Origin of the sequence: Massilia sp. CMS3.1, from assembly GCF_051262535.1 — a bacterium.
In the GTDB taxonomy this organism is placed as follows: domain Bacteria; phylum Pseudomonadota; class Gammaproteobacteria; order Burkholderiales; family Burkholderiaceae_D; genus Telluria.
The window spans coordinates 181,186-207,819 of the sequence record NZ_JBIMES010000007.1 but is presented as its reverse complement, the minus strand read 5'-3'; the positions used below and the strand labels follow the sequence as shown (position 1 = coordinate 207,819).

General features: G+C 57.7%; 18 protein-coding genes. 6 read left to right on the top strand and 12 right to left on the bottom strand.

Going from position 1 to position 26,634, the window contains the following annotated elements:
- The 6 genes from ACHAC9_RS13470 to ACHAC9_RS13445 form a co-directional block, all read right to left on the bottom strand.
- Positions 1-864 (bottom strand): hypothetical protein, encoded by an 864-nt coding sequence (locus tag ACHAC9_RS13470; protein WP_435760511.1) that lies wholly within the window; start codon positions 862-864, stop codon positions 1-3.
- 499 nt (positions 865-1,363) lie between these two features.
- On the bottom strand, positions 1,364-3,805 hold the full coding sequence (locus ACHAC9_RS13465; protein ID WP_435760510.1) for a DNA repair protein: 2,442 nt from the start codon (positions 3,803-3,805) through the stop codon (positions 1,364-1,366).
- 152 nt (positions 3,806-3,957) lie between these two features.
- Positions 3,958-5,265, bottom strand: coding sequence for a metallophosphoesterase family protein (locus ACHAC9_RS13460; RefSeq protein WP_435760509.1), 1,308 nt, complete (start codon positions 5,263-5,265; stop codon positions 3,958-3,960).
- Between the two features lie 160 nt (positions 5,266-5,425).
- Positions 5,426-6,817: a hypothetical protein gene (locus tag ACHAC9_RS13455; RefSeq protein ID WP_435760508.1), complete on the bottom strand. Its 1,392-nt coding sequence runs from the start codon at positions 6,815-6,817 to the stop codon at positions 5,426-5,428.
- Between the two features lie 135 nt (positions 6,818-6,952).
- Positions 6,953-8,191: a DUF1173 family protein gene (locus tag ACHAC9_RS13450; protein ID WP_435760507.1), complete on the bottom strand. Its 1,239-nt coding sequence runs from the start codon at positions 8,189-8,191 to the stop codon at positions 6,953-6,955.
- Positions 8,188-9,105, bottom strand: a complete 918-nt coding sequence (locus ACHAC9_RS13445) for a site-specific integrase (protein ID WP_435760506.1) — start codon at positions 9,103-9,105, stop codon at positions 8,188-8,190. The genes ACHAC9_RS13450 and ACHAC9_RS13445 overlap by 4 nt, the downstream gene beginning before the upstream one ends.
- Before the next feature lie 791 nt (positions 9,106-9,896).
- On the opposite strand from ACHAC9_RS13445, the gene ACHAC9_RS13440 reads away from it, so the two are divergent.
- The 4 genes from ACHAC9_RS13440 to ACHAC9_RS13425 all read left to right on the top strand — a co-directional run bounded on the left by ACHAC9_RS13440 (position 9,897) and on the right by ACHAC9_RS13425 (position 14,120).
- Positions 9,897-10,454 (top strand): TetR/AcrR family transcriptional regulator, encoded by a 558-nt coding sequence (locus tag ACHAC9_RS13440; protein ID WP_435760505.1) that lies wholly within the window; start codon positions 9,897-9,899, stop codon positions 10,452-10,454.
- Between the two features lie 50 nt (positions 10,455-10,504).
- Positions 10,505-11,740, top strand: a complete 1,236-nt coding sequence (locus ACHAC9_RS13435) for an MFS transporter (protein ID WP_435760504.1) — start codon at positions 10,505-10,507, stop codon at positions 11,738-11,740.
- A gap of 49 nt (positions 11,741-11,789) precedes the next feature.
- A complete protein-coding gene (locus tag ACHAC9_RS13430) occupies positions 11,790-12,830 on the top strand; it encodes an alpha/beta fold hydrolase (protein WP_435760503.1) in 1,041 nt (346 codons plus the stop codon).
- Between the two features lie 651 nt (positions 12,831-13,481).
- Positions 13,482-14,120 (top strand): hydrolase, encoded by a 639-nt coding sequence (locus ACHAC9_RS13425; RefSeq protein WP_435760502.1) that lies wholly within the window; start codon positions 13,482-13,484, stop codon positions 14,118-14,120.
- Positions 14,121-14,437: 317 nt separating this feature from the next.
- Here ACHAC9_RS13425 and ACHAC9_RS13420 read toward each other — a convergent pair whose 3' ends face one another.
- The 6 genes from ACHAC9_RS13420 to ACHAC9_RS13395 form a co-directional block, all read right to left on the bottom strand.
- Positions 14,438-16,732 (bottom strand): xanthine dehydrogenase family protein molybdopterin-binding subunit, encoded by a 2,295-nt coding sequence (locus ACHAC9_RS13420; protein ID WP_435760501.1) that lies wholly within the window; start codon positions 16,730-16,732, stop codon positions 14,438-14,440.
- 84 nt (positions 16,733-16,816) lie between these two features.
- The gene (locus ACHAC9_RS13415; protein WP_435760500.1) at positions 16,817-19,171 is read right to left on the bottom strand and encodes a xanthine dehydrogenase family protein molybdopterin-binding subunit; all 2,355 of its coding nucleotides are present in this window, start codon (positions 19,169-19,171) and stop codon (positions 16,817-16,819) included.
- Positions 19,168-20,169, bottom strand: a complete 1,002-nt coding sequence (locus tag ACHAC9_RS13410) for an FAD binding domain-containing protein (protein ID WP_435760499.1) — start codon at positions 20,167-20,169, stop codon at positions 19,168-19,170. The genes ACHAC9_RS13415 and ACHAC9_RS13410 overlap by 4 nt, the downstream gene beginning before the upstream one ends.
- Positions 20,166-20,678, bottom strand: coding sequence for a (2Fe-2S)-binding protein (locus ACHAC9_RS13405; protein ID WP_435760498.1), 513 nt, complete (start codon positions 20,676-20,678; stop codon positions 20,166-20,168). Before ACHAC9_RS13405 ends, ACHAC9_RS13410 begins: the two co-directional genes overlap by 4 nt.
- A 104-nt stretch (positions 20,679-20,782) precedes the next feature.
- Entirely contained in the window at positions 20,783-21,604 is an 822-nt protein-coding gene (locus ACHAC9_RS13400) for a hypothetical protein (RefSeq protein WP_435760497.1), read from the bottom strand.
- Positions 21,605-22,822: 1,218 nt separating this feature from the next.
- On the bottom strand, positions 22,823-23,716 hold the full coding sequence (locus tag ACHAC9_RS13395) for a LysR family transcriptional regulator (RefSeq protein ID WP_435760496.1): 894 nt from the start codon (positions 23,714-23,716) through the stop codon (positions 22,823-22,825).
- Between the two features lie 105 nt (positions 23,717-23,821).
- Between ACHAC9_RS13395 and ACHAC9_RS13390 the strand changes: the two genes are divergently transcribed.
- Both ACHAC9_RS13390 and ACHAC9_RS13385 read left to right on the top strand, forming a co-directional pair.
- The gene (locus tag ACHAC9_RS13390; RefSeq protein WP_435760495.1) at positions 23,822-24,571 is read left to right on the top strand and encodes an alpha/beta fold hydrolase; all 750 of its coding nucleotides are present in this window, start codon (positions 23,822-23,824) and stop codon (positions 24,569-24,571) included.
- A 378-nt stretch (positions 24,572-24,949) separates the two neighbouring features.
- Positions 24,950-25,885, top strand: a complete 936-nt coding sequence (locus tag ACHAC9_RS13385; protein ID WP_435760494.1) for an alpha/beta hydrolase — start codon at positions 24,950-24,952, stop codon at positions 25,883-25,885.
- Positions 25,886-26,634 lie beyond the last annotated feature (749 nt).

The following is a 26,634-nucleotide window of genomic DNA, read 5'->3' as shown; positions in this document are numbered from 1 at the left end:
TCATGCCTCCTGCACGCTTTTCTTGAAGAATTCCTCGATCGTGAGTTCGGCCGCTGTTTCGCAGGCGGATTCGAAGGCCTTGGGCATGCCGATGCGGGAGAACAGGAATGCCAGCTTTTGAGTGATCGAGAAGCGAATGCCGTCGTTGAGGCGCCCCAAGCGATGGAAAGCATCCGGGCGGTTATGGATGCGCGCGTCCTGCTCAGTGAGATACAGGTCGGGGGCCATGATGGTCCACATCGAGCGCAGCATCACCACAAAGCCGAGACCAGTCTGTCGGGGCAACTCCGGAAGCACGAAATAGTCCTGGAAACCGCCGCCGTCCTTGAATGCATTGCGCACGCTTTCTTGCTGTTTATTCTCTTCGAGGCCGAAGAGTGTCCAGGCGGCTTTCAAACGGCTGAAAGCGCTCTGGGTTTCGTCGGTGCTCACCGTGAGAGCGAAGCCCTGGAGATCGCTCAGCGGCTTGCCATCTGCGGCTGGCGCCTGGCCGGTGGCGCTCGCCAGAATTTCTTCTGCAGTTTTGCTGCGCAGCCATTGCACCAGTGACTCATGTGTCAGTGCAGCAAGGCCAGGTTGCAGTTTGCGGATCTGGCCATTGAGATACTCGCAATTCGCCTTGGAACGTTTCTCGGAGAGCTTGCGCAACTGCTCCTGCGCCCAAGGGCCTTCGATATAGGCTGCCATGGGGACGATTTCCAGCCAGGTGTAGCGTTCGCCAGCTTTCCTTTGGGCGATATCGCAATCGGCCGTGATCACAATTCCCAGCTTCTCTGCTTCGCCGGTCTTGGGGTTGAGCTTGCGGATGATGTCGCCTTGGCGCACCTCTTCTGTGTCTTCGATCTGCGTGAAAAAGCCCGTCATGTAGTCTCTGTATGAGTCAATGGTGCCAATGTGTACACAGCATACTACATGATGGAGGCTTACCCATATTGCAGCCTGGGCACAAGACGAAGCGATGAGAAAGTCTTGCGCTGAGGTGAGTTCGAACAGTAGAGAAACGGTCGCTGGCGCGGCGCGACGCGCTGTCTGAAAGACCAACGGCCGCAGTACCTCGTACAGCCTCCATTCGGGGCGGCGCATGGCGCCGGGTCCAATGACCGCTTTACACCAGGCAGCGTAAAATAGGCTCGCAGGCGGCTACCGACAGAAACCGCTGCATTGCTGTCATTGGTAGTAAAAATTTGAGCGGCAGCATCGGATAGCTGCCGATCATCGGACACGATCCATCAGATCAAGTCTGAGTTCGTACAATTTATAACTGCTATAGACGTAACGCTATCGAAGCCAGACTCTGATGCCAAGCGCACTCAAGAGAATGAAAAACTGCTCATGGAAATGAGCCCAACTCGAGTCTGAACTGTCATCTTCCCGGAAGACAAAAGGCATCGAGGTCAATCATCGCATCGGCCGTTGCGGTCAGGTCGGGGTTTTGCGATACAAAAAATTCCTGCTCATAGCCACCCAGGCGCAACACCTCCCGTTTCATCGCCATGAACATCCGCTTGCGTTCGGGATCGAGCGGCCCGTCGGCCTCGTCGGAAAACAAGGTCGCATAGCGGCGCCCGGCATGTTGGGCGAGATACAAGGCCACCGCGCGCACCATGCATTCATTGATCCAGACCCGTTCGCCGCCGCTCATCAGGCCCACGCTCTTGCTTTCGGTCGACTCGGAATCGTGCACCACGATGTCGAATCCCTCGCGCGGTTCTCCTTTTCCCGTCTCGACCAGCGTTTTGATCGACACCGTGAACCTGCCGCCATAGCAGGCCAGCAGCAGGTCGTTCGCGAGGCCGGACAGCACGGGGCCAGCGTCATCGATCGCCAGCGCAATCACCCCGTCATTGCTCAGGCATTTGGCGAACAGCATCCAGTTTCCCAGTTCCTCCTCGACCGCAGCCGTCCGCTGCGCCCCCCGCGCCTTGCGCGCACACAGGTCGGCGGCCTGCCGGTCCACCAGTTCCAGCGACTGTGCATCCTGCACGGCAGCGACGTGCGCCTGCTCGGTCGCATTCACCGCGTTCACGGCCACCTCCACAGCACGCGCGTCGGCAACAAGCCGCTGCTCGTCGTACGGCGCGGGCAACCCGGCGATTGCGGTTTCAAGGCGCCGCAGCGTGCTACGCAACTGTGATTCTTGTCGCCCGCGCTCTGCGGCAATTGCCTTGCATGTCGACGCGATCTTCTGACGTTCCACAAACTCCTCCGTGGTTTCGCCAACGAAGCCGGTCTCGGTCATTGCGTTCAACTCCTGAACCAGGCCGGACAACGCCGCGCGCGCCTGCCTGATCTCGCCGGCCTGGCCCGCCAACACGGCGTATCGCGACGCCCGCAGCCGCGCACCTTCCAATCGGCGTTCCGCCTCAATGAGACTAGCCGGCGATTCGGCAAGCGCGGAGCGTTGCGCACGTAGCGCGCTCAGCTCATCATTGACCACCCGCTTCCTCTGGGACAGGTTAGCAATTTCCAGGTCGGCGCTGGGCATCAGCGTCTTCGCCTCTCTCGCATCGCCCAGCAGCTTGCAGCGTCCCTGCAGATCGGTACCAAAGCATGGCACTTCCTGCGTCAGGCCGAATCGCCGCGCCAGCTCTGCGGCCCTCAGCGATGCCTGTCCCGCTTCGCGTTCGATGGCGGCAATTTTTTGCAGGGCCGCCCTGTCGTGTCCTTGGAGTTCCGCCAGCCGCTGGACCGCATGACGACATTGTGTGACGCGCATGCTGTGGGCCGCGACGATGCGTTCCGCTAGGTTCTGACGTCGGCAAGCGCGCATCACGGCGCTGGCACGGGATAGAATTTGGTTGAGGCTCCTGCGCTTGTCCTCCAACGAATGCCGCCGCAACCGCGCCTGCTCGGCGCGCGCCGCAACCCGTTGTTGCAGTTGGGTCAAGCGTTGCCGCTCCCGGGCATCCTGCACGTCCAGCGATTGCACGGCTTCCCGTCCGGATTGGATCACTGCCCTCCGATCAGACAGCAAGTCCGATCGCCGCAGTTCTGTTTGATGTGCCTGATCCCTTTCTGCTGCTAGTTGCGTCTGCTTTGCCCGTGCGGCGTCGAGCGACTGCTGTGCCGAATGTTTTGCTACAGTCGCGCTCGTTACCCGCATCCGTGCGTCCGCCATGCGAGCCCGCTCGCCTTCCACCCGCCGCAATTCATCATCCAGGGTGGTCTGCGCTTGACGGATGGCGCTGAGTCCAGCCTTCAACAACCGTCCTGTCTCCGCAGCTCGCTGGCCAAGCTGTCGAATCTCGTCCAGTCCAAGCAGGTCTCCCAGCAAGGTTTTTATCTCCGCATTCTTGTAGGTAGTCAGTTGCCGTTTTCCCTGCGCCGAGAAAACCGACGTGAAGAAAGTCTCGGCCTTTCCCAGGATCGCTTCCAGGCACCGCTCGTAGGTTTCGACCTTGCCGTCCGACACGGTGCCGTCGTCCAGACACACCGGCCCCCATCCCTGAACGTCCTGTTTGAACAGGAAGGCCTCGGTCTTGCGTTTGCCATTGAGTCGGAAAACGATGTGCGACCGATAGCGCAGTCCCTCATGCTCCCAGATCAGGTCCTTTTCGCTCTCGGGCAGATACACATGGTCGTAGTAGGAAAACCCGCCCGGGCCGGCGACACCCGCCCGCGATGGCATGATCAGGTATGGATGCATATTGTCCATCAACGTGGTCTTGCCCCGGCCATTCGATCCCGCGATGGCTATCAGCCTCGCGCCGCTGACAAGAGCATCCAAATCCAGTGAAAGTTCGCCCCGGCCGAGGCCGTCGCGAATGCCCCGGAATCCTTTCAGAGTGAGCGAGAGCGGTGTCATGATGACTCCCTTACATTCGCCGAACGCATCGGCATTTCTAGCTGAGCAAGCTTGATCGTACCTATCGACATAGCTATCTCCATAATTGATCTGGAACCAGTGTCGCTCAGACATGGCACACTTCAACCCCAGCGCTGCCACCATTGATCTGACTAAACCAGATCTGGCATGGTGTCAGCGGCGACGTCCGATGGCGCCTGGTATGCCGTGGCCCGTGTGTCAGAAAAATCCCGAACAGTCGCCTCGACACCGCGCTCCAGAATCTCGGACACGATCTCCTCCGGTGCACACGTTTGAAGGCACTCCAGGCAAGCGAGCAGCGGATTAGCCTTTACCTTGGTCGCCCGTGCCCATACTTGGACCTTGTCGGCAATCGTCGCTGCCTGCGACAATCCTGTAGCTCGCGTCCGAACGACTGGCACGATGCGGCCCTCCAGCTTGACCTCCGCTGCGGCGTTCAAGATGCGCCCAATCGCATCGCGGTCGACCTGATGCCGGTCCTCGTCGGCGATGTTCCAGCGAACCCGAACGAAGGCACCCGCGACCTCCTGCGCGTTGATTGCTGCCTGCAGCGCTTCGATATCCGGCTTGCCCTCAAAGCAAAAATCGATCGTCCGGCGCGCGGACGTGGGATAAAGCGCCAGCCGCGCCGCTGTCGCACCGACCTCCCATAGCAGGAAGCCCTTTTCCCCCTCCTCTCCGTAGTGGAAACGGCCAATCGATCCGGCATACGCTATCCTCCGACCACCGTCCTCCCATTCCTGATGGCGGTGAATGTGGCCAAGCATGAACGCCTGGGCCTGCGCACCGAATAGAGACCCGGTCGTGAATTCGTGATCGAAGCCCGCCATCGGCACGCCGTGTTCGGTCATACAGCCATAGACCGTACCGTGCGAGACGCCAATGGTCGGGACCCCAGCTTCTCGTGCGGCCCGGTTGGTGGGGCCGAAACCGGACAGCAGCGCACCGAGTTGCTCGCCGACGGCAACCGCTGCAGACGTTGCACCGAACGCTGCGGCCACGGTCGCCTTGTTTACCGTCGGCACGCACGAGAAAAGCGCGCGCATGGCGCCGGGAAGCTGCGCGAAGCGCCAGCTCTCCGAGGCGATCCAGTTGCCGTCGTTTGATAACGCGACCTGGCCGATCCGGTCCGCGACATGCACCGGAAAGCGGCCACCGAGCAAGCGGAATATCGCCAGCGTCCCGGGTGGCTCGTGCGAATAGGTCCCTTGGAGCATGAGGACCGGGCAATGCTCCGCCAGGCGCCTGACGTTGCTAGCCAGGCGCAGGGCGGCCGGCGCATGCAAGTCGAGTGCGTGGTCGGTCGAATCGCCCGAAATCACCGCGGCATCGACGTCCAGGGCAATTGCCCGATCAACAGCGTGGCTGAAGCAGCGGTCGGCTTCCGCAAGATGCTTGCCGCTGTAGTGCAGGTCAGAAAACTGCGCAATGCGAATCATGGTCGTCCTCCCAAGTCGTTTCATCAAAGGCCGGTCAAAAGATAGTTCACTACCTGCCGCGTTCAACGTCCACCGCCTGGCTTGTGGGCAGAGAAGCGCATAACCATCGCCCGCCCCTGCGGTCGGGACTCAAGCGCTTCGCTTCCCGTTGGCCGCGCTGCTACTTCAATTGCGATGCGATCTTGTCGACGTATCCCTGCGGATCGTTGCGATAGCGTCCAAGCTCCTCCAGCGCCCGTCGGCGCCCATCGGCGTTGTGCTTCCATCCACTTCCCCAACTGCGGTCCGCGTAGGCCTCGAACGTCACCGCATCAATGCCATAGGACGAAGCGACGTCTATCACCTGGGCCAGGCTAGGACCGGCGTTGCGCTCCCTTCCGGCCGACTGCGCGCCAGCCTTCGGCGTAGCCGAAGCGCTGTCCCGCGTATGCGCTACATCAGGTCGCGCTGACTCTTGTTTGGCGTCGATGGCGCCCGCCTTGTCGATGTCGGACCATATCTGCGAGCGGGGAATGTCAGCAAGGGGCGCCGCCGCTTGGGCGGCCCCGGTGGGGCCCACGTCGAGCGGCCCCTCGAGAATCTGGCTTGCGATTTGCGCGTTGACGATTGCAGTATCCTCGTCGTCATGCGCGCGCAACAGCGCGGTCACGTCGATCGGCGCCTCGATTTCAATGATCCACTGCCTTACCCGCACCGCCCGTCCAGTTTCATCGATATGCGGCACGTCCATCAGCTTCTTGGTGATATAGAAAGGCGTTTGCTTGGCATCGAGAAAACCCGATATCCGCCCGCCGCGCATGAAGGCAATGGTTTCGAATTTCTGGATTGCGGCATTCATCGCGTAAAAACTGTTTGTGTGCAGTTCGAACGCGCTGATCGACTTGATACCCGGTATGAAGAAGATGAAGCGCCCAGACAGATTGCATTGCCGCTGCTGGTATTCGGCGCAGCCTTCCGGGTCGCACAGGCCACCGTTTTCGCTGCGCAATGTAGTTTTGCGACCGCCGAACACACGGATCACGCGCCTGCCGGTGTCATTCATCGGTACGGGAGCGAAGCACTTGCAATAGCGCACCCGGCCGTCCGGCGCATATTCCGACCAGAACTTCTTTTCACTCGCCCCCCAGGCGACCAATTCATGCGGCATCACTGCCTGCCACATGTCAGAGGGAAAGACGACTGGAAAACGATATAAGCGCTTGACGCCGTCGCCGCGCTCCTCGCCGAAGGTATCGAGGATCTGGCTTGCGATTTCGGGATTGGGGAAGTCCTGGCCACGGACCGTGAACCAGGCTACGTTCTTCGGGACCAACGGCGTTTTCAGTTTGGGCAGCGCCTCACCGATGAATTTTTCGATCTGCTCGAATGACTGGCCCGATGCGACGCCCTGATCGTAGATCTCTTTGGCTTGCGGGTTGTCCGCCGCTTTTTTTGTCAGTACCTTGATGCCCGCGCGGATCTTTCCGCCGGTCGCAATGCGCACCGGGCCATGCCCGAGCAGCGTTGGCGGCGCCTGACCGCTGCCGTTGATAGATACCATTGTGTTGCCCATGGAAGCGCTCCTTCATGAATAGCGAGACATCTCGCGAATTCATGATCTCCTGCATCCGCCTCACATCAACTGTGCCCCCCAAGAATAGTGCAACTGATGGCGCCAAAAAAGTGCAGCGGCAATTCGGCCGTGGCGTCAACGGCGCATTGCTGCCGGTTTAATTGCGGCGGGCAATGCCGGCATCGGCGTGTCGGTGGTCCAGGCCCATTCCCTGGTGCCGCTGGCTTTGAGTAATTTTTCCTTTAGCCCTCGCTCCTTGGCCTCCATGAAAGCGCTCACGACGTGTAAGGCCACCGGTGTATCGCCGGCGTCAAGCAGTAGCGCATTCGGAAATTGCGCGGCGCTCTTGGCGTCGTAGCGTAACGGCTTCATGAATCGACGATGGTGCGCGACCAGCGCATCGATCAAATCAATTTCATGGATGCCATCGACCGGAATCCATTGATCCGTAGTCAACAGGAAGCTGGCCTTGTCGATCTGATAGGTGTGCTCCCGCTTTGCGTATATTAAGGCGCACATGACGACGCGAGGTTTGTGGGATGTGTCCGCATCGCGCGCATCGAAAAGACTGCCGTAGACACGTTCTATCCGCTCCCATGCCTTGGTGTTAATGAACAACGGCGCATCGGGCATATGCTTGACCCATACCTTGCGCCCAAACGAGGTCGCCTCGCTGCATTTGAACTCCCCCAATACCAGGGCCATCTTGAATTGCGACTCGTCGTCGGGAGCATGGAGCACCGCGAGCTTGTTGCGTCTACGCTCCGCAGTATGCGACTTTGTCGCTTCGCTGAACGGTTCGGGCACGTAGAGGCGCTCCGACAAGCGCACGCCTTTTGTCACGACATCTTCGGCCGCTTCCATCAGATACCTGTGCAGTACGCCCTGATTGCGCTTGCCCTCCATCGCTGGAACCCAGCGGTTCATCCCTGCCCGCTCGAACAGGAAGTGCATGACGGCGCGCAGGCTCATCCTGCGTCTGGGAACACTGACCTCGGAAGGCTCGTGCTGTTCGCCGCAGGGAACGGTCCGGCCTGGAACGCGGACCAAGGGAAAGTCAACGCGCAGCTCCACGGATTCGGCAGAATGTTCGATGATCGACTCCCCCATCAATTCTCCCAGTCCCGATTGGTACAACTCCGACTCATAGGATGGACAGGATGCGTGGTGGCTTGTCCCCGTCTCAGGCATGCGTTTGACCACGAACAGTCGGTGCTTGGCGACGTACATTTCGATCCCGCCCGGGACGCACAGGCAGCGCGGACGCTCGGGTGTGTCGTAGACGCGCGCGAGCGCATCCTGCAAGCGCTCGTCATTCGCTGCAAAGGTAGATCCGTTGATGAAGAAGCGCTGGTCTTCCATGGCGGCGCTCACACCAGTTCCCGCACGACCAGGTGCAAAGGCCGACGCACGTCTGGAAGAAGCTCCCTCACCGACTTGAGTTCGCTGATCCCCAGGACTTCGCCAATCTGGTCCTCGGCGGCACCACGTTCGAGCAAGCGGGCGGCGACCGCCCGTCGCACGTTAAGTGCCGACAGCCCCTCGAGCCCGATGCGCCGGAAGATCTTACGATAGGTATCGAGAATACCTCGGCACAGAAATCGCGTCTGCCCCGCCTCGCCGTAGCTCACGATGTCGAATGCTGCACCTGTCTCGGTCAGAAACAGGCGGCTATGTGGGTCAAGGCCGCGATAGCAGGACGGATCTGCGACGGCATATCCCCGGCGTAGTCGTTCCGCCAAATAGCTATCGATAGATTCGGCGACCTTACTACTTGCAAAAAAGAGCGGCCTAGCCTTGTTGTTGATTGCCACCTCCGCGCGCATTGCCGACTGCTCCCGCACATTGCCGCCAAAGTCTAGATAATCACACACTTCCAAACGCGCGATTTCGAGCGGGCGCGCACCAGTGGACAGCAAAATATAGAGCAGTGCGATGTCGCGGTGTGGGCAACTGCTGCGTACACGCGTGCGCTGCACTGCCAGCCCAATTTCCTCGTCCGTCAATATTCGCCTTGCTGGTCTTTCGTGTGACAGATTTGGTGTGTACCTTTCAAGTGCCGCCGTGACACCCTCACTACATTTGCGGAGTCGCTGTACGAACGCCAGACCATCCTGGTTGAGCCCTTCGATACCCACTTCCTGGCACAGCTTCAGTGCCAATGCCTTGATGCGACGCTCGACCGCCGTACGCGTCACGCCGTGCTCACCGGCAACCACATCGTAGGTCTTGCCCGTGATGACGCCTTTGAGCATAGCGATCGAAATAGAAATTGATTCGGAATCCATGCTTGGCACCGTCAAAGAGTGGGGACCTCCTATATTCCTATCTCGGCCACCTTCCGGGCCAGTGCAAAGCCCCCCCGCAAACTGGGGATTTCGACACTAGTTTTGGGTGTTGGCTTGGGCGCGGCCTTCCGTTGCGGTTATGCTGGCGAACCGAGTCTCGAAGTCCACATGTTTGGTCAAACCGACCAGCGGATCGCCAATCTTGGTATTCCCTAATTAGTTAAAATAAATTTCGAACTATACGAATACTTTCAAAGCCTGCTCGACGACGGTAATCATCTGTGCCTTCAAAGCGCCGACCTTTCCCACAGACCGCATGCCTTGAATGCCGTGTAGACGCTGCCAGTCAGCAGCCTGACCGCGGCGCTGAGGTCGCAAATGGAGGTGGCGTGAAAACGGCGCTCATGAAATACCAGCACCCCTTGTCCAGCATCTCGCCCATGTCGAATGCGCGCCGACGCCCGGGATTGCGTGGGGTGATGGACGGTGGGTGAGAAAATGAGGTCATGCGCCCATTATAGGGAATATTAATTCCCTAATCAAGCCATACCCGAAAACAGGTATGGAACGCATGTGCTTATTCGACTTTTACATGACGGCCATTGGGCAAGAGCGATTTCACTTGGCGTCGCCCTTTGGTGCCAGGTCAAAAGGGCAGACGCGCTTCCATCCCATGTTTTCAGGCATGCCTTGATTAGGGAATGAATATTTCCTATAATGCGTGTATGACCTCTTCGTCTCATCCACCTTCCATCACCCCACGCACTCCGGGGCGTCCGCGCGAATTCGACATGGACGACATGCTGGACAATGCTGTGCTGGTATTTCGCGAGCGCGGTTTTCACGCCACCTCCATCGGCGACCTCAGCGCCGCGGTTGGGCTGCCTACTGGCAGCATTTATAAAGCGTTCAAGGATAAGCGCGCCGTTTTCCTGGCGGCCTTCGACCGGTACGTGTCGGTCCGCGGCGAGCAACTCCGCAAGCGGCTGTCCAAAGGTGAGACTGGTTACGACAAGTTTCGTATCGCGCTCACGTTCTACGCCGACTCAGCGCAAAGCCAAGAGGGTGTGCGTGGGTGCATGGTGGTGGGTACGGCCGCGGGCATTGCTACATTCGACGAAGAAATTACGACTAAGGTCAAGACTGCTTTTGAGCGTAACGAAAATATGTTGCGCGAGCTGATTCTGCTAGGACAGTCGGACGGTTCGATCGCCTCCCGCATCGACGCCGCGGGGGTTGCGCGCTTCACGCTCTGTCTGCTACAGGGCATGCGGGTGGTGGGAAAGGTCGGCGCTTCGAAAGCACAAATGAATGCCGTCGTCGAGCAGGCTTTGAAAGTACTCCAATAGTTTGAAATTTATTTTACCCAATTAGGGAACGAATGTTCCCAAAAGAAATCATGACCGAAACAACCATACCCTCGCCGCTCAATTCGCGCTTGACCATATTGCTAGCTGTCGCGTGCGGCCTTATCGCCGCGAACCTTTACTATGCGCAGCCGCTTACCGGCCCCATAGGCCAGGCGCTCGGTCTGTCGGCCGGATCGTCGGGATTGATAGTGACGATGACGCAGGCTGGCTACGGCCTAGGATTGCTGCTGATTGTGCCACTAGGGGACCGGTTCGAGAATCGTCGCCTTATGCTTTGTCTCTTGGCCATCTGCATTTTTGCGCTGGTTGCAGCTGCAATGTCGACTAACGCATACGCATTTCTCACTGCGAGTTTCTTGATCGGCGTCGGCGCGGTCGCAGTGCAAGTGCTGGTTCCATACGTCGCTCACTTGGTGCCGATTGCAACACGTGGGCGGGTAGTCGGAAACGTTATGGGTGGGCTAATGTTCGGCATCATGATGTCGCGGCCTATCGCGAGTGTAATTTCTCAATTGCTCTCGTGGCATGCAGTGTTCTTCATTTCGGCGCTTGTGATGGCCGCAGTAGCGCTGATTCTAAGGCTAAGCCTGCCTCAGCGTCAGCCCGCCCCTGGCTTGCGTTACGGTGCGATGTTAACGTCAATGCTTCATTTGGCCGCCACGAACCGAATACTGCAGCGTCGCTCGTTGTACCACGTTTTCCTGTTCGGCGGGTTCAGCCTCTTCTGGACAACGGTACCTTTCCTGCTAAAAACTACATTCCATTTGTCGCAGAACGGTATCGCACTGTTTGCCCTTGCCGGAGTTGCAGGCGCCGTTGCCGCACCAATTGCAGGCACGATTGCGGACCGCGGTTGGAGCGAACCCGCAACGGTATTCTCGATGCTCGCTGTGGCCATGGCGTTTTTGTTGAGCATGTTTACCGACTCTGGCTCCCCAGGCGAACTGGGCTTGTTGACGGCCTGCGCCATTTTGCTCGATTTCGGCGTCACCGCGAATTTCGTGCTCGGACAGCGTGCTCTTTTTATTCTTGGAGCCGACGTACGCAGCAGGCTAAACGGCTTGTACATGGCATTCTTTTTTGCCGGCGGAGCTCTGGGAGCATTGATTGGCGGCTGGGCTTACGCTAGGGCAGGATGGACTTTGGCGGCATCAATCGGCCTCGGCATGGCGTTGGCTGCAATCGCTTACTACTGCACCGGATTTCTTGCAAAGCCCTCCCCTCCCTCTTCTTTAAGCGACAAAGACACCAGTCCTCGGGGTTGATTTATTCAGATATTCGATCACACCGTCCTGCAAAATGAAAGGATTTATCATGTTCAAGAAACCTGCCGGCCTGCTCGTCGCTTTGCGCGCAACGCTGCACCTAGTCCTGAAACAAATTCTCAATTTTCGCCTGTTGGTGTTACTTCTCGTTATGCCCTGCGCTGCCGCGTTTGCAGCCGCTCCGACACAAAAACAAGCGACACTCGATCCGTTCTGGCAAACGTTTCATCATGCCGCCATCACACTCGACGGCGTTAAGATCCATTACGTTGAAGGTGGCCAAGGTGCCCCAGTGCTGCTGATCCCGGGCTGGCCTGAGAGCTGGTATGCGTGGCGGATGGTAATGCCGGCGCTCGTCGCTTCGGGACATCGAGTCATCGCCATTGATCCACGGGGAATGGGGGATTCATCCCATCCCCGCTCTGGTTATGACACCCGCACGGTTGCCGCCGAAATACACCGATTTATCGCCGCAACAGGTTTAGCACGTGACGCAAAGGTCGATGTCGTCGGCCATGACGTCGGCGCTTGGATAGCTTATGCGTTGGCGGCCGACTGGCCAGGGGACGTTCGGCGCCTTACGGTGATGGAAGCGGCACTTCCGGGCATTACGCCGCCTAACCCGGCTGGTATCCCAACCGACAGCGCCAATACTCATACCTGGCACTTCGCCTTCAACCGCCTCGACGACCTGCCCGAAATCCTCGTAGAAGGACATGAGCGTGCCTATCTGAATTGGATCTTTCAACAGAAGGCAAACCGCAGTTGGGTGTTCACACCGGAGGTGATGGACGAATACGTGCGTGTATATACCCTACCTGGCGGAACTCGCGCCGCATTTTCATATTATCGTGAGGCCTTCAGCAATGCAGGACTCAAGCAGAACGTCGAGCGTGCTCAAATTAAACTGGCAATGCCGGTGCTGGCGATTGGCGGACAATTCGGCGTAGGTGATGCAATGGCGAACACTATGAAGAGTATTGCTAACGACGTCAGCGGCAAGCGACTGGAAGGGTGCGGCCACTTCGTTTTGGAAGAATGTCCAGAGGCTGTCGCCAGCGCGCTGCACCCGTTTCTTAGTATGAAATAACGGCGTCGAAAAATTGGAAGCCTATTAAGTTGCAAACGCCAGAGATGTCCGTCGGTATGGAAGTAATCAACTACGAATTGGCGCACATTCACGCGGCCAGTGAGCAGCAGGCCGAGACTTTGACAGTCGCCAACGACATTGAATACTGGTTCTGCATGTTCTTCCAGCGCGCGCGCAGAAAGAGGCGTTCATCAACCACTTCGGCTGGGCCACGGACAAGTACATTGACGGCCTCGACGCCGCCGAAAAGTCGGGCGTCAAGTTGAGGACGCGCACCGTCAAGTTAAAGGTGGGGCGCGTAGACAGCAAGCTGGCGGACCTGGCGTAATGGCTTCCTACTGCCTACAGTGCAGCGTGCACGTGCTGGGTGCGGACTACCGAGACCTGGCCGGCATTGTCAGCGAGGAGGACACCGCCAAGGGCTTAGGCGTCCGCGTGGTGTGCCAGGGATGCGGCAACGCCTTCGTTGACCATGAGGGCCGCTGCCACTCGCATACCTGCACCGCGAACCACGGCGACCTCGCGCATGGACCTTCAGACGCGTCGAACATGTATATGAAGTAGCGCCATTTTTACAGGAACTGAGGTACTCGCCTCAGGATGACAGCGGGTGTTGCGCTTCAACACATTAGTTCATTTCAGGAGGCTATTATGACCAGTGAAACGATCCGAGACGCAGGCAAGGACCAGCTGCTTACTCCAGCCAACTCAGCCTTTCTTATCATCGACTATCAACCAGCACAAATAAACTCAATCGCGTCGATGGATCGACAGCTATTAATCAACAACATTGTCGGAGCGTCTAAGGCCGCACTTGCCTACGGCCTACCCATCGTGCACTCGACCGTCAACGTCAAGACTGGCCTCAATAAGCCGCCGATTCCACAGGTGCTCAAGGTGCTTGAGGGCGTTCCGACCTATGACCGCACCACCATTAACGCGTGGGAGGATGTTGAGTTCCAAGCTGCCGTGAAGGCAACGGGCCGCACGAAGCTCGTCATGACAGCGTTATGGACGGAGGCCTGCTTGACCTTTCCAGCTCTCGACGCGCTAAAGGAAGGTTTTGAAGTCTACGTCGTAGTCGACGCTGTGGGCGGAACGTCGGGAGCAGCACACGATGCGGCATTACGGCGCATCGAACAGGCCGGTGGAAAAATGATTAGCGTGGTGCAGTTGTTCTGTGAACTTCAGCGTGACTGGGCTCGGAGCGAAACCGTCCCCGCGTTCATGGAACTTTTTATTGAAACGGGCGGCACCGCCGGGATTCAGTTTTCGCTCGATAAGAGCTAAGGATTCGTGGTCTCGTCTCGCAAAAGGAATCTCTGAAGCCGTGTCTCTGAGGGGCTGGCCCGGCTGGGCCGGTCGCTCGAGCACTTTATTGCCGGTCACACGACTCGAGGCCGCTAAGGTCGTGCCGCGCGGCCAGCACAAAAACATCGGCACTACATCGCGCGGCGGCCGGCCCGTGCACCGTCCGTGCACCGCACAGACCGAGTTCGGCACAACCTGATCCGCGAGCGTACCCAGGCCAAGCTGGGCGCGGCGCGTACATGCAACCGAACGGGCGGGGGCTTTTGCAAACGATTGCCACGCTCAGCACCATAGATTCAGGCGGCCAGCACCTTGTCGAGCGTGATTGGCAATTCACGGATTCGCTTGCCAGTCGCATTGTAGACCGCGTTGGCCACCGCAGCGGCGACACCGGTGATGCCAATCTCGCCGACCCCGTGCACGCCCATCGGGGCGTGCGGGTCGGGGATGTCGGTCCACATCACATCAATCTCCGGCACGTCAGCGTGGACGGGAACGTGATATTCAGCGAGTGAGGGATTCATGAACCGGCCCGACCGTTCGTCGAACAGGCTTTCCTCGGTCAACGCTAGACCAAGGCCCATGATGATACCGCCGCGAAACTGGCTAGCGGCCGTCTTGGGATTAAGGACGCTACCGGTGTCGAACGAACCCAGGAAACGAGACACGCGGATTTCACCGGTGACGTCGTTCACGCGAACCTCGCAGAACTGCGCGCCGTAAGAATGCATTGAGTATTTCACGATCTCGTTCGGGTTCGAGGCAACTGCCTCCGCCTCGACCTGGTCGCGGCCCGCGTTGGCCAATATTGAGATATATGTTTCGCCTTGATCCGGCACGTCGTTAAGGTACAGGCCGCCGGCCCGCGAATGGACCTCGTCGGGCTTGGCACCGGCGAGCGGCGAGGTGTTGCCGGCCAGTTTGAGTAGCTTTTTCACCAGTGCCCCTTGCGCTGCGATCACGGCGGCTATGATGCTGACCGTCTGCGACGATCCGCCGGCGACAGTGCCGGTCGGCAAGTTTGTGTCGCCATATTCGAAGGCGACACGGTCAACCGGCAGGCCGAGCCGATCGGCGGCGTGCTGGGACTGCACCGTGGCGGTGCCCATGCCGAGCTCGTGGCTCGCCATCTGCACGACCGCGCGGCCATCGACGGTGAGCCGAATGCGCGCTATGCCGCTCGGCATCCGGTGATAAGGATAGTAAGCGGTGGCAACGCCTTGGCCGATCAGCCATTCCCCTTCCCGCCGCGATCCGGGCACAAGGTTGCGGTCCGCCCATCTGAAGCGTTCGGCGCCGGCCGCGTAAGCCTGGATGATGTTGCGCGATGAGAAGGGCGTGTTCTTGGTCGGGTCGATCCCGGGTTCGATACGTCGCCGCAGATCGATGGGGTCAATATTCATCTTGATCGCAAGTTCATCAAGCGCAGACTCGAGCGCAAACGTGCCGATCGACTCGCCCGGCGCGCGCATCGAGGTGTTGGCTACCATGTCGAGCAGGACGACGTTCTGTTCGAGCAAAAGCGTGTCTGCAGCGTAGAGGTGGCGCGCGGGAAAGGTGAACTGCTCGGGGAACTCGTTGTGGGCGGTCATCGCGGTCGTGCCGGTATGGATTAAAGCGGAGAGCGTGCCGTCGCGCTTGGCCCCGAGCGCGACGCGCTGTTCAGACAGCGTGCGTCCGCCGACGACGCGGAACACGTCCTCGCGCGTCAGGACGATGCGGACTGGCCGCCCGGTGAGCTTGGCCGCCGCGATGCAAAGGAGTTGGTGGCACGACACGGTCTTGTTGCCGAAAGCACCCCCAACGAAGGGAGCGTGGACGCGTACATTTTCCGGTTTCAGCCCAAATACCTTAGCGAAGGTATACCGGGCGCCCTCAAGCGACTGGGAGGCGTCGTGGACGATCAGCCGTTCGTTGCCGTCCCACAGTGCGGTGGTCGCGTGCAGTTCGATTGCGTTCTGGGTATTTCGCGAAGTGCGGTAGATTTGGTCGACGCGGAACTCGGCCGCAGCGAGAGCCGCCTCGGCATCGCCGCCGACGCTCACTGCAGCATCTTCACCCATGATGTGCTTGGGCGACTTCGCGCCGGACTTTAGTGTCCCGAACGACAGGTCGGCAGGCTCGAGGTCGTACGTAACGCACACGAGGGTGGCGGCGTAATCGGCCTGTTCCTGCGTTTCCGCGACTATCAAAGCGATGGGTTGACCGTTCCAATGAATTTTGGCGTCCTGCATGACAGGAAGGTTGCTAAACGATGCGGCCTTCGGGTCGGTGAACAACTGCGGCGGAGGCGCCATTTTGGGAGCGTTCTCGTGCGTCATCACGAGGGAGATGCCATGTGCACGTATCGCATCGGCGGTATCGAGGCGGCTGATGCGGCCCTTGGCGATCGTGCTGCAGATCATGGTGGCATAGAGCAGCCCGTCATACGCCACCTCGGCGGTAAAGCGCGCTGTACCCGAGACTTTGAGCGGCCCATCGACCCGCGACAACGGCTGGCCGACCGCGTCGCGTGTGGCAATCAACGGGTCAACGGGCGCATCAGGCAAAAGCTTTACGACGGCCTCCATCACTTTTTGTATGACGCTCATGCCCTTAGCTCCTTCGATCATGCAGATCCACGGAATCCGTTCAAATCCAACGCCCTTTGCACCGCTCCCACAGCTGCCTTGTGATCAGTACCCCATCAGGCTGCTATCAGTTTCCGCGCCCTTCCATCTACCGGCCTTGTCGAGGGTGATCGGCAAATCGCGTATGCGCTTGCCGCAGGCGTTATACACCGCGTTGGCAATAGCCGCGGCGGTGCCAGTGATGCCAATCTCGCCGACGCCACGAGCGCCCATCGGTGTATGCGGGTCGGGAATATCAGTCCACATCACATCAATCTCTGGCACGTCCATGTTTACTGGGACATGATACTCGGCGAGACTCCGGTTCATGACGCGACCGTTACGCTCATCGAACTGGGTTTCTTCCATTAACGCCAAACCTATACCCATAATCATGCCACCGCGAAACTGGCTAGCGGCCGTCTTGGCGTTTAGAATGCGGCCGCAGTCGAAGGCGCCCAGCAGTCTATTCACTCGGACCTCCGCGCTAACAACGTTGACCCGTGCTTCGCAGAAAATGGCGCCGAACGAATGCATCGACCAATGCCGCATTTCGAGAGGTGGCGGCGCGCTCGCCTCGACGCTGATCTCATCCCGCCCCGCTCCCTCAAGAATGGACGCATAGCTTTCAAAGCGCTGCGAATCGTCCAACTTGCCCAAGCCGCCATGCAAACAGCCAACCTCGTCTGCCTTTAGACCGGCGAGAGGGGACTCACCTCCGATCATCTCCAGCAGCTCAGTGACCAACACACGATGTGCGGCGGACACTGCCGCGCCAATCGAGGCGCTCTGCTGGGAACCACCCGCGAGGACAATTCCTGGAAACGCGGAGTCGCCATAGACAAAGCTGACCTGGTCCATCCGCAACCCGAGCCGCGCAGCAGCGACTTGTGTCTGAGCAGTGGCCGTGCCCATGCCCATTTCGTGTGCCGCTACCTCGACGCGGGCATGCCCTTCTCTTGACAGCGTGATTCTTGCCGCACCGCCTGGCATGCGGTAATAGGGGTAAGTGGCGGTCGCGCAGCCTATGCCTACCAACCATTCACCTTCGCGGCGCGTGCCAGGTTTGCTGCTCCAGTTTGCCCAGCCAAAGCGCTGTGCCCCCATGCGGTAGGCCTCATCCAGGTGCCTCGAAGAAAACGGGGTGCCAGTCAGCGGATCCTTGGCCGGTTCATTGCGCATTCGCAGGGCAATGGGGTCCATCCCCAGTCGCTCGGCCAGTTCGTCAACGGCGCTTTCAAGGGCGAAAGTGCCGACCGCTTCTCCCGGCGCACGCATGAAGGTGTTGGCTAGCATATTCATCGTTGCAACTTCCACATCCAGCTTGAAGCTGCCGGCGGCGTAGACGCACTGGGCCGGCAGGACAAACGGCTCGGGCAGCGCATTGTGCTCCGTCATGGCGACCACTCCGGTATGGATGAGCGCATCGAAGCGCCCGTCGGCCTGTGCACCGATCGCTACCCGCTGTTCGGTCACGGTGCGCCCGCCTACCACGCGGTACACGCCTTCGCGCGACAGCACGATCCTTACCGGACGGCCAGCAATCTTGCTCGCAGCCGCCGCCAAAACCTGGTGCTGCCACAGCGTTTTGCCACCAAATCCACCGCCGACAAAGGGCGAAGTAACGTGGACTTGCTCCTCCTTGATAGCGAACACTTCGGCCATCGACCAAGCCATGTGCGCCACGGCTTGCGAGGCATCGTGGATGGTCAGTTCGTCGCCGTTCCAAGCTACTGTGGCGGCATGCAGTTCGATCGCGTTGTGGTTATGACGTGGGGTGCGATAAATTTCATCGACCTGGTACGGCGCCGCTGCCAGCACGGCTTCGGCGTCACCGACCTCGGTTTTCAGCGGCTCTCCCTGAAAAGTTCCGGGCGCGGTGCCGTTCGCCTTGGCAACAGACATTGCTGTGACTGCGGTTTCGGTAAAATAAGTCGTGCGTACCAAGGTGCCGGCATGGTCGGCCTGCTCCTGCGTCTCGGCCAGTATGAGCGCGATGGGCTGACCGTTCCAGCGAACAGCGTCATCCTGAAAGACCGGTGAAGAAGAGCCGCCTAAGGCTTTTTCTCCTGTGAGGAACAGCGGCACCTGCTTCATCGGCGGAGCATTATGGTGCGTCATGACCATCACCACCCCTGGCGCCGCCTCAGCCGCGGCAGTGTTGAGGGTTGCGATGCGCCCTTTCGCAATAGTGCTGTAGACAAGCGATGCGTAAGCCATGCCTCTTATCGAAAATTCAGCCGCGAATCGTGCTTGCCCCTGCACCTTTAGCGGCCCGTCGAGGCGCGACACAGGGGCGCCGATCAAGCTATGGTCATCGTTGGCCAGAGGATCAGGCTTGGCACCTGGAATGTATGCGTCGGGTGCGAGCTCGACTGCTTTGGTCGACACAGCCGTGGCACCTGTTTGGACTATGGTCATCCGTTTTCCTCCTTCGCCTGTTGTTCCATGAGGCCATTCAGAACGGCGATCAGAACTCGCTGAGCCAATTCAACCTTGAAACCGTTATCGCGAAGTGGCACCGCGCCAGCCAATTCGATTGCGGCGGCGGCGCGGAAATTTTCCACTGTGGCCAACTGGCCTTTGAGCGAATGCTCGGCCTGCCACGCACGCCACGGCTTAGGGGCGACGCCGCCGAGCGCGAGCCGGACGTCGCGAATGATGCCATCCTCGACGTCGAGCGCGGCGGCGACCGAAACCAGGGCAAAAGCATAGCTGGCCCTGTCGCGCACCTTTCGATAGGTGGATCGCGCGGCGAACGGCAATGGCGGCAGTTCGACTGCCGTGATCAACTCGCCTGGCTGCAACATTGTTTCGTACTCGGGATGTTCGTCAGGCAACCGATGCAACTCGGTCAACGGCAGCACGCGGGTGCCACGCGCGCTCTGCAGATGGACTTTTGCGTCTAGCGCGGCCAATCCGACGCACATATCAGAGGGATGAGTCGCTACACAGGAAGATGACGCGCCGAGAATCGCATGATTGCGGCTGAAGCCGTCGATGGCGTCGCACCCCTGTCCCGGCGTACGCTTGTTGCAGCGCGAGCCGGCTTGATCGTAAAAATAGGTGCAGCGCGTGCGTTGAAGGACATTGCCGGCCACCGTCGCCATGTTGCGAATTTGCGCTGACGCACCGGCGACGATCGCGCGAGTCAATAGAGGATAGCGTGCGCGCACTAATCGGTGTTCCGCCAGCGCCGTGTTCTTCACCCCGGCACCGATCAGCAAGCTGCCGTCGTGCAGCTCTTCGATTGAATGCAGCAAGCCGCTGACGTCGACCAGCGCAACCGGACGCTCCAACGATTCGCGCATCAGGTCGACCAGGTTGGTCCCGCCACCCAGATATTTGGCGCCCGATTGCTCGCCCAGCAGCACGGCCTGCTGCGCGTCTGCCGCACGTGCATAGTTGAACGGGATCATGGTGCCGGCTCCCGGTGGGCGTCGAGGATCGCAGCGACGATCCCGTTATAGGCGCCACAGCGGCACAGGTTACCGCTCATGCGTTCGCAGACTTCATCCCGCGTCATGGAAATTAAGGCGCTGGACAGATCCGCAGTGACTTGGCTTGGGACGCCGCGCAGCAATTCGCTGGTCATACCAAGGGCTGAGCAAATTTGTCCCGGCGTGCAGTATCCGCATTGAAACCCGTCATGTTCGATAAACGACTGCTGCAAGGGGTGGAGCGCACCGTCCATCTCCAGCCCCTCGATCGTGGTGATTGAGCGCCCTGCATATTGCACTGCCAACGCCATACACGACAAGATGCGCTCACCATCTGCCAACACGGTGCAGGCGCCGCACGCTCCCTGATCACAACCCTTTTTAGTACCTGACAAATGCAAATCTTCGCGAAGCATATCGAGCAAAGACACGCGCGGGTCTGTCGGTACATCGTGCTCTACCCCATTTATATTGATTGTCATGCGCATAGTTGAAATCTCCCCAAGAAATGATGACGCCTTGCACGGACCATGAAGGTGTAGCAGTCGATTGGTATCAGGAAACGTATTTTCAGCGAACCTTGCTCATACATCTACCACTCTGGCAGCATAGAAAGATCGTCCGATGATCGCTTGCTTGCTTTCATCAGCGTTTCGAGTTCGTCAGGCCAGTTGTCGCGTATTTGGTTCCACGTCTGAGCGACGAGCAACGGATTCTGCAATTTAAAACTTGCGTTCGTCGCGAGCGTCACGTCAATAGAAGTCAATGGAATCGGCATTCGAACGATGCTACCTTGATATCGAAAGAGGATGATCTCGTCCATGCTACGCACATCGAAAAGCGCCGCCATGACCCCGTCGACTCTGCTTAAGCGTAATTTTTCGAAATTAGCCCAGATATCTTTGCCACCGTAATCAACAACAATGGTCTCGCTCGGCAACGCGTTAAAAACCTGCAGTTCCTTATAAGCAGCAAGTGCGTGCGACCTGAAATAAACTGAAGGAAGCACAACCGGCGATATTCCGTCTTTCGCGCGGACAAAAACCACACCCTTCAGATGCAGTGCCCGTTGCCTGTCTACATTGCCATTCGACAGGGTCGGAACTGCGATTTCGCGGCCCAGCTTTGGACCCAAACCGACGAATGAAAAGTCGACTGCTCCTTGGCTTAGCGCGCTGGCAAGCCGTGCAGGTGGATAGCGCTTGAAGTGAACGCGGCAATTGAGGGCCGCAAAGCTGTTTCTAATAAGTTCGACAGCCATTCCCGGCGGCTCTGGGGTCTCATGCCCGGAGCCGAGAAAGAACGGCGGGCGGGGTTGGTCGGTGTAGCCGACCTTTACTATGCCGCACGGAGCAGCGAACGCCGAGGACGAAATTCCGAGCAAAAAAACAAGTAAAGCGAACCACCTTTTCATCTAAGAATCCTCCTACTTCAGACGGGCGCTCACCTCTGAATTTTCCCAATTGAATGACCGCCCTTTTCGCTGATAATCCAGTCCGTCAAGTATGTAAATGCTTCGCGCTCCAGGCACGGTCAACCACTTCTGGGCCTGATTGGTCAACTGGGGCGCCAGATCGACAATTGGCTCTTCAACTCCCAACGCGGGACGCCTTCTACGCCAGTAGGATCGCAACCTTAAAGGTCAGTCCAAAGGTGGTCCGTGCAATTCGCTTGCAACGCACTAGCTTTCTATCATTGTGGCTCGTGACGCGACGACGGTCGACGCGGACTCGTGCTGTCGCGGTATGATTGTTGCGCAGCGTTTGCACGTGGGAAACCAGGTTTATGCTTCGCGCATTCTCTCGATATGAACACGCCAGTCGACCCATGTCAATGTTGTTTCGCGGCGCGCGCTGGGTAGTTACGTCCGGAGCTCAGCTGTAATTTCGATTGTCGTTGAGTCATCTTGGGTAAGCGAAACTGCCGAGCGCCAAGTTCGCAATGGCGCACCGTAGAGTAGATCTACGCGTTCAGAGGGCCAGCCGTGGCTGTCTTGACCCTTCGGCATGCATTTCCGCACATGGCAGACCACTGGCACAGCGCCTGGTACTAGCTGCGGCCTCCATACTTTGAGCCGGCCGCATCCAACATTGATCCGTAAGGACTGCCCGAACAGCGGTTGGCGGCATATCGACGGGCTGCTGCTATTGTGTGCCTGCCTGTTCGAAGCGACCTGCAAGACCTTCACGCTACTCACACGTCGGACGAATCCATGGCTGCCGAAAACCGGTCCATCCCGAATGAAGTCTACGGCATCTTGCTGGGTGATATTGGCTGGCTTCTATCTATGGTACTGGCGCGGGCACTGTTGCAGGCAAAAGTCAGAGGTGCTTAGGCGCGAGTTCCAACGCAGTCGGCTTGTCCCATTCGCATCGGGTCGTGCCTGTCACAGCAGAAAATCGGTGTTGCTGCAACCATCAGGCTTCTCCAAATACAAATCCAATGGTTCAGCCGCTTTCGCTCAGTTTATAGGGCATTTTTGGCTTGAGCCTCTTCAAAATGCCTTCCTTTTACGCTGTGGTCGGACGATTACCGAAGTAACTGCCCTAGCAATGCCGTTCTGCAGAGGAATCGCGCCTGACATTTCACAGATACAGTGTCGGGCCAAGCGAAACCGACCTCAGACGCGCCCTCAAACATTAGCACGTAGGACAGCGAGAAGCGCGGCGAAGGCTGACGGCATCAGTCGTTGCCGAGGATAGTAAATATAATAGCCAGGAAAGGCCGGGCACCAAGACTCCAGGATGCGCACAACCGATCCGTTCGCCAGTTGCGAAGCCACTTGGTCCTCGAACACGTAGCCAATACCTTGGCCCTCTTCTACGGCCGCCATTATGAGACCCAGAGTGTTAAAAACTAGTTGGCCATCGGGGCGGACTTCAACTTTACGCCCCCTCTTCTGGAATTCCCACGCGAATACTGCGCCGGACGTCGCAAACCTATAGCCAATGCAACGATGGCCACTCAGATCGCGGGGTTCATTCGGCGTTCCGTGACTTGCAATATACGCTGGCGACGCCAGGACTACGACGCGAGTATCCACGCTGAGGCGCAACGCAACCATATCTTTCTGAAGGTGTTCGCCACGGCGAATGCCTCCATCGAATCGCTCTGCGACGATGTCAACGAAACCATCGTTTGCATCCACCTCTACGTTTATATCCGGGTACGCGTCTATGAAAGACGGCAGAATTGGACGAATCAACAGCAGTGCCGCGTGCTCACTCATCGTCAATCGGACAGTACCTGCAGCTTTAGTCCGCTTAGCGCCAAGAAGTAGGAGAGCTAACTCAATCTCCTTAAATGCCGGAGAGAGGGAACGCAACAATTCTTCGCCCGCCTCTGTTGTTGCAACACGTCGAGTTGTGCGCGACAGAAGCGGCACTCCCAAACGTTCTTCTAGCGAACGCATGGCGTGACTCAGCGCCGACTGCGACATCGCTAGCCGTCCTGCAGCACGGGTGAAACTGCCCTCTTCCGCCACGACGCTAAAGGCGACCAAGTCAGCCAAATCTGCTCTCTTCATTTATGCACCGGTTTCATATGTTCATGCAGTTTATCCTATCTAGTCGCCGACTAAAAGCCTCTGTATATTGGACAAATCGCTGCAACCGCAGTCTAGGAGCTCACAATGCAACGTCGTACAACTATGGCCCTCGCCGCCTTTACCCTACTGCATTGCCTCACCGGCAGTGCGGCAGAGCCTGTCAAGAATATTGTCCTGGTACATGGCGCGTTAGTCGATGGCTCAGGCTGGCGCCCGGTCTACGACATCCTAAAAAAGGATGGTTATAAGGTTTCGATTGTCCAGCAGCCACTAACCGGTTTCGACGCCGACCTTGCCGCGACAAAGCGTGTGCTGGATCTGCAAGACGGCCCGGTCGTATTGGTCGGCCAAAGCTACGGCGGTTTCGTTGTGACCGCGGCAGGAAACGATGCAAAGGTTAAGGCCCTGGTTTATGTTGCAGCCTTCGCGCCGGCGGAGGGCGAGTCTGTTGGCGATCTTGGGCAGCGTTTCGTTTCCGCTTCGGGCAAGGATATCAAAGCGACAAAGGACGGCTACATTTACATGTCGCACGAAAACTTCATCAAGAATGTAATGGCCGATGTTGACCCTACGGTCGCACGCTTTGCCGCTGATTCGCAGACCCTTACTGACCCCAGCGCTTTCGGCGTGAAGATGTCGGCACCCGCATGGAAGAACAAACCCAGCTATGGCATTGTCACAACAGAAGATCGCACCATTGAGCCACGGCTGCTTCGCTTTATGTACGAAAGAGCGGGCTCGACCATCGTGGAACTTAAGGCGAGCCACGCGGTTTATCTTTCGCAGCCCCGAGCAGTTGCGAAAGTGATTGAGCAAGCAGCCCGTGGTAAATAGTGGGCGCATGCTATTTCGCTGAGTTAAAAGCGTGAAGCAGAAGAATTTATTCTAGATTGTGTCGGTGCTAAAGTCGGTCGGGAAAATTAGAGTTAATCGTTAATTTCCTAATTAATGAGGTCGCCGTGAGAACGGTCGATTTCAGTTCCACGACTAAAGTATTTTTTCACCCCACTGGGCAACCGCGCGCCCATGGCTTTGCGCAGCGTAGGGGTGTGGCCTATACTTAAAATGTTGGACTAGTAGAAATGTGTGAACACCGCGAAACAAAGTCAACGGGACCAGAATCGCATCGCCTATTTAGCGCCAGTCGTCGCACCCGCGCCATACGACCTCAGGCATAGCCGGTAAATAAATTAGCGCATAAAGGAGCAGGAAATGGCTTGTGAACTGAAACACATTTCGTTTAAAAACGGCAGCATCGACATCGCTGGTGATTTACGATTTCCCAACGGGTTTGACGCGAACCAAAAATACGCAGCGCTCGTCATCGTTACCCCAGGAAGCAGCGTGAAGGAACAAATCGGGGCCGTTTACGGCGAGAAGATGGCAGAAAAGGGGTATGTCACTCTTGCGTTCGACCCATCACATCAAGGCGAAAGCGGCGGGGAGCCAAGAGACTTGGAGGACCCTGCGGCTCGCGTTGAAGATATCCGATGCGCCGTGGATTTTCTGGCAACGCAGTCGTACGTCGGAGAAGATCGCATAGGCGTGCTAGGCATTTGCGCTGGCGGCGGTTATGCGGTAAATGCCGCCCTTACCGAGCATCGATTTAAGGCCGTTGGAACAGTCGTCGCAGTGAATTTAGGCAGAGCCTTCCGACAAGCCGAGCTTTCAGTTGGAGCGGTCCTTAAAACCATCGAAGCAGTCGGGAAGCAGCGCAACGTCGAAGCCCGTGGTGGGGATCCGCTTCGTGTCCAATGGATTCCGGACAGCTTGCAAGAAGCGAAAGCGGCTGGCATCGTGGACCCCGATACCCTTGAAGCTGTGGAATTTTATCGGACCCCGCGCGGTTACAACAAGAACTCGACAAATCGCCGATTCTTTAGAGGTGACGCGCTTGTTCTAGGCTTCGATGCGTTTCACCTCGTCGGGGAGTTGCTGTCTCAGCCTATTCAAGTGATCGTGGCTGGAAGACTAGGGACCACATTTTCTTTTGAAGATGGAAAGCACCTCTGGGGCCAGGCGACCAATAAGAAGGACCTTTTTGTCATCCAAGGTGCCGGGCATTACGACATGTATGATAAACAACCCTACGTCGACCAAGCCGCTGAGCGACTTGATAGCTTTTATAAAGAATATTTAAGTACATAGGATCCACCAAATTCGATCGCGGCTCGGTTAGCTACGTTGAAGACCGAGCGCGACTTAATGGGGCAATTCAATCTCTTGTTTGGAAATATATGATACAAGGTTATCTATACCTCAACTCGATACTGTATTTGCTACTAGCATTTTGGTCTACAGTTGCATCACAAAGCATGTCGACACGATTGGGATACATCACAATGTCGAACCGTGGCCACTCGGAATATCTGGTGATTTACGGTGGCTTGCAAGTTGGCCTCGCAATCCTTTTCTTTCTGCTTGCACAAAATAGGGACTTCCACCGTCTAGGCCTTCTAATCTCGATCGGGTTTTATGCTCCGATCGTAATTTATAGACTTGTGATCATTCTAGTGAAGTGGCCAGACTCTGGGTTTACGACAAGCACAATCGTTTTAGAGGCGTTTTTTTTACTAGCAGCATTGTGGCTTTATTTTTCAAAGGTATCTTGATCCATCGTTGTGCTCATCGTACGAACGCATCTTTAGTTTCCAGGCCCTCATCTGGCGAATCAGCGGTCATCTTAATGCCTTGCGAAAATTAGGCGTAATTTGGATCGAGATTATGTCATGAAAATGCAGGATAATTCCGGCAACGATTTTTCCGCATTGATCAAATGCCCCCACTCCTGCGTAGCAACTGTCAGAATTCGCAATTCGTTTGAACGCCTTAAATTTCCTCTTTGAAACATAGGAGAAATTTCCAGGGCGGAAACATGTTTGTGAGTCGAATTGTGG